The following is a 12,522-nucleotide window of genomic DNA, read 5'->3' on the forward strand; positions in this document are numbered from 1 at the left end:
CCCGCGAAGAAGGGGTGAATACCCGCGCGAAGCAAAGGAAAACCCGCGAAGAAGGGGTGAATACCCGCGCGAAGCAAAGGAAAACCCGCGAAGAAGGGGTGAATACCCGCGCGAAGCAAAGGAAAACCCGCGAAGAAGAGGCGAATACGCGCGCTGCAAAGGGATCCCCGCGAAGAAGAGGCGAAAACCCGCGCTGCAAAGGGATACCCGCGAAGCAGGGGTGAATACCCGCGCGCGGCATAGAAATACCCGCGAAGCAGGGGTGAATACCCGCGCGCGGCATAGAAATACCCGCGAAGCAGGGGTAAATACCCGCGAAGCAGGGGTAAATACCCGCGCGCGGCATAGAAAACCCGCGCGAAGCAAAGGAATACCCACGAAGACCATGAGAAGAACCACGAAAGGTGCAAACGCCATATATCCTTTAATGGAAAATTGTATCGGAAACGCTCATAACCAACAATTAATAATTGAAATTGCACTAAATCTTGTAATCTATTGTGACAAAGCGTAGCGAATATTACAGGAATGTTACAAAAAACCCTAATAACCATTATTTAATACCCATAATTTAGCGCTGATATACCACGAAACGTTGGTATATCAGTGTTTTTTTGCGTTTTAAAAACCGTTACACAATTGAAAAGTTAAAATAGCATCTTTTGTGATAGTCTATTTATAGGCAAAAAAGTTCTGAGAGGGGATACCGAATATATGAAAAAGAAATGGTTATTACCGATTTTTGCATCTTTCATGTTATTTACAACAACTCAAATAGATAATGCTGAAGCAGCTACACCAACCGATGTTACTGATACAGCTTCAAAATATTTAGGTGTTCCATATTTATATGGAGGTACAACTACAAAAGGGCTGGATTGCTCAGGATATACATCTAAAGTCTTTGCAGATTTAGGTATTCAACTAAACCGTACATCAGGCTCACAATATCAACAAGGTACTGCGGTTGCAAAGGATGATCTTCAAGTTGGAGATTTACTATTCTTCAATACTAGTGGTAGTGGTGTCTCACATGTAGCTATTTACATAGGTGACGGGAAAATGATTCACTCACAAACAGGTAAAGGTGTTAGTTACTCAAATGTAAATGATCCATATTATTGGGGTTCTCGTTACGTTGGTGCTAAACGCGTAGCAACATTTGATAGTGAACAAGCAGAAGCTGTTAAAGAAGAAGTAAAGGAAGCTGCTATTGATTTTACAGTTTACGCTTCTCGTGCTGAAGTGGCAGAGCAAATTGCTAAAGCGCTTAACTTGGATACATCCGATAAAAATACGAAATTTACAGACGTAAAACCCACATATGCACATGCTGGTGCGGTTGCTGCTGTATCGAAGTTAGGTATCTTTGATGGTGATGGTAGTGGCAAATTTAACCCATCTTCACCGATAACACGTGCTCAAATCGCGAAAGTATTAGTACATGCCTTCGGATTACAGCAACAGGGCGATGTTGTAACATTTGCTGATGCTCCTGCAAATCATTGGGCAAATGAATTTATTTCAATTCTAGCTTCAAATGGTATTACAGAAGGTAAAGGAAATGGTAACTTTGGTTACGACGAAATGCTAAAAATTTCTCAGCTTCAAACATTTATTGAACGTGCACAAAAATTACAATAATAATTAAATTCCGTGTTACTTTGACAAGGGCTACGTTTAAAGTAATACATTGCAAGGAAGTTCTTTTAAATAATGTATAAAATGAGGAGAGCTTGCATTTGCAGGCTCTCTTCTTTTTATGAAATACCAAAAATAGGGGTGGTGTCTAAAAATAGTATAATAGTTACATTCGTCTGATAGTTTTGTCTGTGAAATTTTGCTAAAATGAACACGAGAACAGGAAGGGAGGAAATAAGACAGTGAACTTCAAAAAAATCAGTCTTATATTATGCGTCTTATTCATTTCAGCTTCTATGTTTACAATACATAGTGCCCAAGCAAGTGGTGGGTTTGTAGATGTTCCTAAAGATCATGAAGCTTATGAAGAGATTAATTATTTAGTTAGTTTAGGTGTTATTAAAGGATATACGGAAAATGGCCAAACGTATTATAAACCTTATAATAACGTAACGCGTGGACAAGTTGCCAAAATGGTTGTTGTTGCATCAGGTAACAAGCCACTAGTTGTCAATAAATCAAGCTTCTCAGATGTAGAAGTCGGCACAGAGCTTTCAGGCTATGTAGAACGCGCTATACAGCTTGGCCTTTTTAAAACAAATATTCAAGGCCAATTCCTACCGAACAAGCCTTTAACTCGTGATGAAATGAGTTATGTATTAACGAAAGCGTTTAAACTTGATACAAGTGAATATGAAAATATCGATTCTCCTTTTGTGGACGTAGGCATTACTAATCCGTACGTTACATACGTGAATACGATTTACTATAATGGTATTACAAAGGGAAGCGGTCATAATTATAACCCGAATAGCCAAATGACACGTGCACAGTTTGCGTTATTTGTAGCGCGTGCGAAAAGTGAAAAGTATCGTTTAGAGCTACCAGTAAAAGGTGTAGCTGTACCTGATACATCACAAGTCATTGGGTTAGTTTCTGTAACAACGGACGGATTAAATATTCGTAAATCTAAAGATTCTTCATCTACTGCTAATGTTGTAGGTACAGTGAACAAAGGTGGGAAACTATCAGTCTATGCTGTTGAAGGAGACTGGTTAAAGGTTACTTATAAAGGTGCATTTGCTTATATTTATAAAACATATGCACAGTTTTTAGATGCAGACAGTAACGCATTAGGGAATGTCCAAAAGCAAGTTACTGCTACACAAAATCTAAATCTTTACGCAAAACCAACCTCTTCCTCAAAAGTTATTACAACAATTAATAGCAAAACAAAATTACCAGTTTATAAGACGGCAAGCGGTTACCATCTAACTGTAGTAAACGGTATACCAGGCTATGTCGTGGCGAATAGTACAGAGGATGTTGAAGTAGAAAAACCTACTACTCCTGATCCTACGCCAACACCAGATCCAGACCCAACTCCACCAACAGTTTCTGGTGATTTATTAGGTCGAGTGACGGTTGACAATTTAAATATCCGCAAAGAAGCTAACTCTACTTCTGCGGTAGTAGGTAAGCTGAAAAAGGGCGAATATATTCAAGTAAACAGTATTAACGGTTATTGGGCACAAGTTACTTATCAAGGTCAAAAAGGGTATGTCCATAAATCATACTTAAAGCTACTAAATCAAAGTGGTAATCCGTTGAAAGATCGAATTATCATTCTTGATCCAGGTCATGGTGGTAAGGACCCTGGAACTGTTGTAGGTTCTAATTCCGAAAAAGCTATCACATTAAAGGTCGGCACAATTGTGAAGCAAAAGCTAGAGGCTGCAGGTGCGAAGGTATATATGACTCGTACAGGGGATACGTATCCTTCACTACAAGATCGCGTTGACTTTACAAATGCTAATTACGGTGAAATATTCGTAAGTATCCATGTTAACTCAGCAGCAAATACTTCTGCACAAGGTACTGAAACATATTATGCAATTTCAACGGGTGATATGTATCAAGAGGACATAGATCTTGCGACATTTGTAAATAATCAAATCGTTAATAACTTAAATATGAAAAATCGTGGTGTTAAAGAAGAACAATACTATGTAATTCGCAACACGATTATTCCAGCCATCTTAGTTGAGCTAGGCTTCCTAACAAATGGCGAAGACCGCGGTAAAATGACGGATGACAAATATGCTGAGTTATTTGCTGATTCTATCTACAAAGGGATTTCACAATACTACGCAAAGAAATAAAAAAATGGGCTACATTGTTCAAATTGAACGATGTAGCCTTTTTTGTTTGATAAGAATTCGTTTATCGCTCCAACTGATTTAGTACTTTGCGTTTTAAATATTATTCTTATCATAGAGCGAGAGTTGATTGGAGTCGGAACGGAAATCAATCGCACGTTTTGGTGATAATTTATAATAGTTACATTTATTTGATAGTTTTACCTGTTAAATTCTGTTAAAATCGATATTAGAACAAGAAAGGAGGAAATATGACATTGTATCTTAAAAAAATCAGTCTTATATTATGCGTCTTATTCGTTTCAGCTTCTATCTTTACAATACATAGTGCACAAGCAAGTGGCGGTTTTGTAGATGTTACTAATCAAGATGACGCATATGAAGAGATCAATTATTTAGTGAATTTAGGTGTTATTAAAGGGTATACAGAAAAAGGAAAAACGTTTTATAAACCTAACAACATAGTAACGCGTGGACAAGTTGCTAAAATGGTTGTTGTTGCATCAGGCAACAAACCACTCGTTGTTAATAAATCAAGCTTCTCGGATGTAGCAGACGGCACAGAGCTTTCTGGTTATGTAGAACGCGCTGTACAACTTGGCTTCTTTAAAACAAATACAAAGGGTCAATTCTTACCAAACAAACCTTTAACTCGTGATGAAATGAGTTATGTATTAACAAAAGCGTTTAAACTCGATACAAGTGAGCATGAAAATATCGATTCTCCTTTTGTAGACATAGGTATAACTCATCCGTACGCTACATACGTGAATACGATTTACTACAATGGTATTACAAAGGGAAGTAATCAAAAATATAATCCAAATGAACAAGTAACACGTAAACAGTTTGCGTTATTTATAGCCCGTGCTAAAAATGAAAAATATCGCTTAGATATACCTGTTAAAAGTGTAGCTGCACCCGATTCATCACAAGTCATTGCCTTAGTTTCTATAACAACTGACGGATTAAATATTCGTAAATCTAAAGATTCTTCATCTACTGCTAATGTAGTAGGTAAAGTGAACAAAGGTGGAAAACTATCAGTCTATGCAGTTGAAGGAGACTGGTTAAAAGTTTCCTATAAAGATACATTTGCTTATATTTATAAAACATATGCGCAGTTTTTAGATACTGATGGTAATGCATTAGGAAATGTTCAAAAGCAAGTAACTACAACACAAAATCTAAAGCTTTACGTAAAACCAACCTCTTCATCAAAGGTTATTTCGACTGTAGCTAGTAAAGTGAATTTACCTGTTTATAAGACGGAAAGTGGCTACTACTTAACTGTAGTGAATGGTGTACCAGGGTATATCGAAGCGACTAGTGCAGAGGATGTTGAAGTAGAACAACCTTCTACTCCAGATCCAACACCAACACCAACACCAACACCAACACCAACACCAACTCCAACTCCACCTACAGTTTCTGGGGATCTATTAGGTCGAGTGACAGTTGACAATTTAAATATCCGCCAAGAAGCTAACTCTACTTCTACGGCAGTAAGTAAGCTGAAAAAGGGCGAATATGTTCAAGTAAACAGTATTAACGGTTATTGGGCTCAAGTTACCTATCAAGGTCAAAAAGGGTATGTCCATAAATCTTACTTAAAGCTATTAAATCAAAATGGTAATCCGTTAAAAGATCGAATTATCATTATTGATCCTGGTCATGGCGGCAGTGACCCTGGAACTTCTTTCGATACGATTAAAGAAAAAGACATTACATTAAAGGTTGGTACTCTTGTTAAGGAAAAACTGGAGGTTGCAGGTGCAAAGGTATTGATGCCTCGTACAGGGGATACGTTTCCTACACCACAAGATCGTGTAGACTTTACACATGCTAATTACGGTGAAATATTCGTAAGTATTCATGTAAACTCAGCAGAGAATACTAATGCAAAAGGTACCGAAACATACTTCGCTCAAACATCGGGTGATATGTATAAAGAAGACATTGATCTGGCGACATTTGTAAACAATCAAATTGTTAAAAATGTAAATATGAATAATCGTAATGTTAGAGAAGCAAAATACATTGTAGTTGCTAATACGAATATTCCAGCCATTTTAGTCGAGCTAGGCTTCCTCACAAATAGTGAAGACCGCGCTAAACTGACAGATGATCAATATATTGAGTTATATGCTGAATCTATCTACAATGGGATCTTGGAATATTACTCAAAGCAATAATAATGAAGAGCTACATTGTTCAAAAGTGAACGATGTAGCTCTTTTTGTTTGATTTGTATTATTAAAAGGAACTTTATCAGTGAATCGAGCCCACTTAGCGGCGCAAATCACGAGTTTAGCGGCGAATAGAGCCCATTTAGCGGCGCAAATCACGGGTATACCGGCGATATTCACAAGTTTATCAGCGATGAATGAAAATTTACCTTCTATTAAAGCATCATTCCAGTCATCGCGCTAAAACTTCACCTTAGTTATTTTGAGTTTGTATAAAGCGTTCTATTAACGAATTGAGCAAAGTTTTGACGTGTCACTGTACCATTTGGTTTAAACGTATTATCGGCATAGCCTGTAGTAATGCCAAGTGCATATAAAGCTTGGACATCTTTGTAATATGCATGAGATGTTGGCACATCTGAGAAAGTATTATTTGTGTAGCCCTGTAGCTTGAAGCCGTTGACAAGTGCTCGTGCCATGGCAGCGCGAGTCATTGGCTGATGAGCATTGATTTTGTCATTCTCTAATACAATAATGCCGTAGCGTAAGCCTGTTGCTAAAACGGCATAGCCATAATCACCTGTTTTGATGTCACTCGCATTTAAAGTAGCTGAGCTTGATGCTGGAATTCCTAATGCTCGCAATATCATTTCTGTTGCTTGCAGGCGAGTCAATGTACCCTGTGGATTAAATTTTCCATTAGTTCCTTTAACAATACCTAGCGCATATAAGTTTTTTATATCATAATAGGCACCATTCGATGAAGATACATCTGAGAAGAATGGAGCGGCAGCAATGGTTGCTTTGTTGGAACCTTTTGTGCGTGTGAGCGTTTTAATTTCTGCAATCGTTGCAAATTTTTCATCAGCATTTTTGCGATCATCACGCCCCTCTATAAAGGATGTACGTATCGTATATGTTCCGGCAGCTAAATCACCAGGCATAAAAATCTGATATTTTTCCGAATGGGTACTAATATCTTTTTGATCGGCATTATCTGTTGTGGAATCAGCAGCAAGTCCTGGAATGTAACGTTCATGGTCTTTACCAACAACTTTATCGTTTGCGTCTAGAATTTCTACTTTCAATGTACCGCGTGCAGGCACATTACCATTGTTTTTAACCGTTACAGTGGAGTAGAAAACAAATTTACCAGACGGTGCTACATAACTTTGTACCCCGTCAGAGTAAAGCGAAAGGTTATAACGGCGGGGCACATAGCCATTATGATTTTCGGCTACCCAATTTAAAGCATGCTTCATAAATACTTGTGCATCTTGGTCATCATTAGTTGTTGAATAGGCAGCACCATTTTCATTATCTTGCCAATCCGCTTTATCATTAATATTTATATAATCATAGATTTTGAATCCAATTTGAACAACTCTGCCTTTACCGTATTCGATCGCATGGGCAGCGCCAAATTCATTTTTTTTCATTGTTTTAGGCTTGTCTGTGTAATTGTAATCCGAGAAATATAAAATAGGTGTTGCAGATCCACCTTCCCAAGGCTTAATGATTTCGACCCATTCACGATCTGTTTTTGTTAGAGTAAGTTTGCTTTTGCCAAGTTCTTTTGTTGTATTTTGAATAATTGGATGAACAGTGTTGATATTGCTTATTGTAGAGTTTCCTAACACAATATCGTCAATAAAACGAGAATTGAAGACTTCAGTTAAATTGTCCCACTCCATTACCCAAGAATCGACATCATAGATTAATGGAGAGAGATCCATTTGTCCTGGTTTAGGGAATTTTGTTAATTCATTACGGGCTGTCTGGAAGGCAAAAATCGCACCACCACCATTTCGAACGTACATTTTGACATTTTCGCGTTGCTGATGATTCATCATGACAGTATAGGCAAAGACGATTGCATCATATTGACTTAGATTTTCTAAATTATTTAAGTCGCTCTCATAAATTTTTTCAACTTGGAAGCCTTGTTGCTGATAGAGGAGAAAAGCTTTTAGTTCCTTATTATATGTGGAGCTATAGTCAACCTTTTCAGAAACAAGTTGGCCATTAAACGTTCCACTAGGGTGTGTAGTATTGGCGTATTTTTCACTACTTTCAGAGAAAACGACACCGATTTTCTGAGCAGCTTTAGCTTGTGTTGGTGCTAAAAAAGCTATAAGCATAAAAAAGCTTGCTACGAGCATTGAAATGAATAATTTCTTCATTAAATCCACATCCTAAATTTGTATTTTTCATCAACTACGCAATTGCGTCCTGATTTTGAAATGTGCTTGAACTGTGAAATTCGCACTACTTATTTAGCATACATCTAAATAATGGATAAATCATTAAAAATTGGTTCTTATCTGAGATTTTAGGCTTTTTCTGAAAGAGATTGTCGATTGATGTGAGGATACAATCGTGTGCCCAGCGCGAGAGGAGACAAACATTAGGAAAATTAACTCAGAATAAAATGGGTATTAACTCGTAATTTAGGGAATGAGAGAAATCATTGTATAATTTTATATAAAATCAAGTCATTCCTTTCTATAAGTCTACCTGTATTTATGATATAATAACTCTTGTTTTGCTTAGTAAATAAAAGAATAAACAATTATGATTCGCGATAGAGGAGGGCAATCACATCTTCTGAGATGTATGACATTTATGAATAAATTGAAACAAACTTTTGCAAAGGTCAACAAGATTGATACGTTTTCGCCGTACTTCTTTTTACCTTTTATATTAATGCTCTATTTCTTTACAAGTCTTTTCGATTTCCATCGATTTGAATTATTTAATTTACGTGTATCAATTTGGCCAGCGGTATTTTTAGCAGTAATATGCTACTACATCGGTGTGTACATTATTGATAAGTTACAATGGACAATCCCATCATTTGGTTTATCCTTCTTAGGGAAATATGTTGTTCATTTTATTGTATTTTTAACTATACTTGGTGTAGTTTCATATGTACTAATGATGATTTCCGGTGGTGGATTAGGAATTTCTGATGAATCTAATCGACGTAACCTTAATCCAAAATTAAACTTCTTTGCCCAATTATTATGGTTTGGCGTTTTACTTTTATTATCATATAAAATGATTTTAGAAAAAAACATGACATGGAAAAAAACATTAATCTACGGTTCCATTTATGCTGCTGTAATGTTCTTATTCCTATTGATGGGATACCGTACACCATTAATTATTATGTTATTTACTGGTATTATCATTTTCCATTACGTTGTAAAACGAGTGAAATTAACATGGTTCCTTACAGCTCTGTTTGTTATCGGAGTAGCATTCTCAATGTTTGGCTTCCTTCGTGTTATATCAGAGGATACAACGAAGGAATTTAATAGCCGTGAACAACCAGATGTAGAATTAACTGAATCAGAAAAAGAAAAACTGTTAACAGTAGAGCAGAAGGTTAATTTAACACCAAAATGGATTCGTTCAATAAATGGTGAGAGTGTAACCGGCCATATTGTTTTAAGTAAAATTATTGAATATACGCAAGAGGAAGGCTACTTAAATGGAGAGCTCCATGCTGGTATCTTCAGTACAATTTTACCGGGTGAACAAGTATCACCACGTATGAAAGTAACAGAAGTTGTAAACTCTCTAAGCGAAGCTGAAGGTAAATATATTACACGTCCAAACAGAACAACAACACCAACATTTATCGGTCAATTATTCTTAGATGGTGGTTATCTGCTTGTTGCGATTGGCTTCTTCTTATATGGTGTATTAATCTCATTAATTTACAATAAAGTGAAGCAAGGCGGTATTCGTAGCTTCCATTCAGTTGCTTATGCATTTGTCATTACCGTATTTACAGTGACTATGCATACTGGTTTACTTGATTTAATCTTTATTTTAATGCTCGGCTTTGTCATATTTGCGTCATCGATTATAAAAACGGATAATAAAAAGCTTTCATATTAACATTAAAAGAGATGTCTCATCTGAGGCATCTCTTTTTTCATTAGGTTTCTATCTGTCAGTCCGCTGGTTCAATCCGTCGTTTCGGCACTTCTTTCCGTCGTTCCGGCTCATCTTTCCGTCGCTGACTTTTCCATCCGTCGTTCCGGGGTTTCTTTCCGTCGCTATGACGTTTCCATCCGTCGTTCCGGGTCTTCTTTCCGTCGCTGACTTTTCCATCCCTCGTTTCGGCTCAACAATCCGTCGCTGACTTTCCATCCGTCGTTCCGGGGTTTCTTTCCGTCGCTGACTCTTCCATCTGTCGTTCCAGCTCATCAATCCGTCGCTGACTTTTCCATCCGTCGTTCAGACTCTTCTTTCCGTTGCTTCGACCTTCTGCTTTCCCTTTGCCGTCGCTACGTTTTGCCAAAGAGTCATACCTTATTTAATATGACACCATAATTTCATTGCCATAATAGAACAACAAAAAAGTCGCCCTAACATTATAGGACGACTTCTTTTTTTATTTTACTGTATTGATCACTTGTACATAGTCTTTGCTAACGAAAGCCTGTCCTGTATACAATCTATCAGAAAGGATCTCATACCAGCCGTTTGTAGCAGAGCTTGTTATGATAACGGGCATACCACTTCGTGCATATGTGAATATTGGGCCATTGCTAGTAGATGCGCCTGTACGGACATTTAAGCCTTGTGTTGTTGTTAGACCGATTGTGTATGGATTATTGGCATCCTTAAAGCCTAACGCCTTTTCAGCACGGTAATAGTGTCCGGCAATTTTTGCACCCCAGAATGGATCAGAAGCGTATTTTACGTTAAAGCCAATAGCTTTTGAACCAACTACTGCACCATTTGCAAAGTTTTTACCAGGTGAACCCCCTGGAGTAATGTAGTTTGGCTGTAGGAATTTATCAACAAGCTCATTGATATTGTCAGCTATACTATCAAACTTTTTGTTTAGTGGGTTCGTATCATATACGTACAAACCAAATAGGTTATTTAAGTTTTGTGCGTGTTCACTCATACCATAAGCACTTTCATGCTGAGCAAGTGACAACACAAGCATTGCGTTAATTTGGGATTTAGCTTCCACATCTTTTAATGTTTTCCCTAAACCTATTAATTTACTTTTCTTTGTAGCATCTTTATAGAGGGTGATTCCTGTACTCTCAACCTCTGCTAGCTTATTCATAATATAAGCATCAATTTCTTCTGCTGTATATTGTGTTTGGGCACGGGCAGGTAAAAACTGATAGTAGTTATAGGCCTCACCTTTAGAGGAGCCATTACCATTTGTGAAATAAATACCGTTCCAGCTATAGTATTTCTCGCCAGGTTTCATGAATGATGGAGCTTTTCCGTAAACATAGCTAGAAGAATACTTATTTGTATTGTAATCGTAGAGTGTGTGTTTAATTTCGCCATTTTCATTTGAATAGTAAGAACGACCTTTGCTCATTGAAAATGGAATTAATGTAACATCGGCGTGTTTTAAGTAGCCAACTTGACCAGCTAATCGAACTTTTACTTGTGTTGCATCACTACTGATGTATTCCATTTCTGTATTACCTGCAACAGCAATCGCGTCATTAATCGTTTCAGATTTTAGTGCCACATATTTATTTGTAACAACGTAGCCTGAAGACATTTTCACAATTTTATCACTTTGGACAATAACCTGTGTGTTTTTTGTCAAAGCTTTTTCAGCAGCTTCAAAGGTAGAGAATCCTTGGTTACCAACTAATGTGCCGTTTGAAATTTCCTTAATAGCATATTGAGAGGAGCCAGTATTTGTATCGCCACCGTTAGTATCGCCACCGTTAGTGTTACCACCGTTAGTATCGCCACCGTTAGTATCGCCACCGTTAGTGTTACCACCGTTAGTGTTACCACCGTTAGTATTACCACCGTTAGTGTTACCACCGTTTGAATTACTATCGTTTGAGTTACCGCTGTTTGAATTACCACCGTTCGAATTACCAGTATTTGAATCACCAGCAAGTGTCATTAAGCGGTGAACAAACGTAGCGGCTTGTCCAATAGTTGCATTTTTGGTAGGCATAAATTTACCTTCAGAGCCTTGAATGATTCCTAGTTGCGCACCTATAGCTACTGCTTGGCGGTAGTCTTTAATAATAGATGCATTATCCTTAAAGGTAATAGTAGGAGTACCTTTAGGAATTTTTAAATAATCAATAGCTCTTTCTAGCATAACCGCCATATGCTGTCTTGAAATAGCGGCATTAGGCTTAAATGAACCATCACCGTAGCCTGTAATAATCCCGGCTGAAGCAGCAAGTTTAATATCCTTTGCATGGACATATGTATTTGGGACATCTTTGAAGACTATGTCGCTTGTTGCTTCAAGATTCATAGACTTAGCTAAATAAGAAGCAAACTCTCCGCGTGTCACATTGTCATTTGGACGATAACTTCCTTTTGCATCTTTTACTAATGCATTTTTGGAAATTAAATAACGCAGACCTTTTTCATGCGAATGCCCTGTTAGTTCATCAGCAGATGCTAGTTGGGGTTGCCAAAAGAGCATGCCGATTACTGTCATTAGCAAAGCAATGATTGATAGTTTTTTCATATTTTACCCTCCTAGAACTTCTACATCATTTTAA

7 protein-coding genes are annotated in these 12,522 nt (G+C 37.4%); 5 read left to right on the forward strand and 2 right to left on the reverse strand.

Features of this window, described 5'->3' with window-relative positions; genetic code table 11:
- From ACQKMV_RS00915 to ACQKMV_RS00930, 4 genes are all read left to right on the forward strand, one after another.
- On the forward strand, positions 1-224 hold a 224-nt coding region (locus ACQKMV_RS00915; protein WP_427501966.1), incomplete at its 5' end, for a hypothetical protein.
- 490 nt (positions 225-714) lie between these two features.
- On the forward strand, positions 715-1,644 hold the full coding sequence (locus ACQKMV_RS00920; RefSeq protein WP_427501967.1) for an NlpC/P60 family protein: 930 nt from the start codon (positions 715-717) through the stop codon (positions 1,642-1,644).
- A 239-nt stretch (positions 1,645-1,883) separates the two neighbouring features.
- Positions 1,884-3,803 (forward strand): N-acetylmuramoyl-L-alanine amidase, encoded by a 1,920-nt coding sequence (locus ACQKMV_RS00925; RefSeq protein WP_427501968.1) that lies wholly within the window; start codon positions 1,884-1,886, stop codon positions 3,801-3,803.
- 248 nt (positions 3,804-4,051) lie between these two features.
- Positions 4,052-5,995 (forward strand): N-acetylmuramoyl-L-alanine amidase, encoded by a 1,944-nt coding sequence (locus tag ACQKMV_RS00930; RefSeq protein WP_427501969.1) that lies wholly within the window; start codon positions 4,052-4,054, stop codon positions 5,993-5,995.
- Between the two features lie 251 nt (positions 5,996-6,246).
- On the opposite strand, the gene ACQKMV_RS00935 is transcribed toward ACQKMV_RS00930, so the two are convergent.
- Complete coding sequence (locus ACQKMV_RS00935; RefSeq protein ID WP_427501970.1) at positions 6,247-8,172, reverse strand: S-layer homology domain-containing protein; 1,926 nt, start codon at positions 8,170-8,172, stop codon at positions 6,247-6,249.
- A 442-nt stretch (positions 8,173-8,614) separates the two neighbouring features.
- Here ACQKMV_RS00935 and ACQKMV_RS00940 point away from each other — a divergent pair, with 442 nt between their 5' ends.
- Positions 8,615-9,898 carry an oligosaccharide repeat unit polymerase gene (locus ACQKMV_RS00940; protein ID WP_427501971.1) on the forward strand — a complete coding sequence of 428 codons (1,284 nt, stop codon included), beginning with the start codon at positions 8,615-8,617 and terminating at the stop codon, positions 9,896-9,898.
- Between the two features lie 499 nt (positions 9,899-10,397).
- Here the strand turns inward: ACQKMV_RS00940 and ACQKMV_RS00945 are convergent, their stop codons facing one another.
- Positions 10,398-12,488 (reverse strand): S-layer homology domain-containing protein, encoded by a 2,091-nt coding sequence (locus ACQKMV_RS00945; protein ID WP_427501972.1) that lies wholly within the window; start codon positions 12,486-12,488, stop codon positions 10,398-10,400.
- Positions 12,489-12,522: the final 34 nt, after the last annotated feature.

Source organism: Lysinibacillus sp. NPDC094403, from assembly GCF_050278745.1.
Lineage (GTDB): Bacteria > Bacillota > Bacilli > Bacillales_A > Planococcaceae > Lysinibacillus.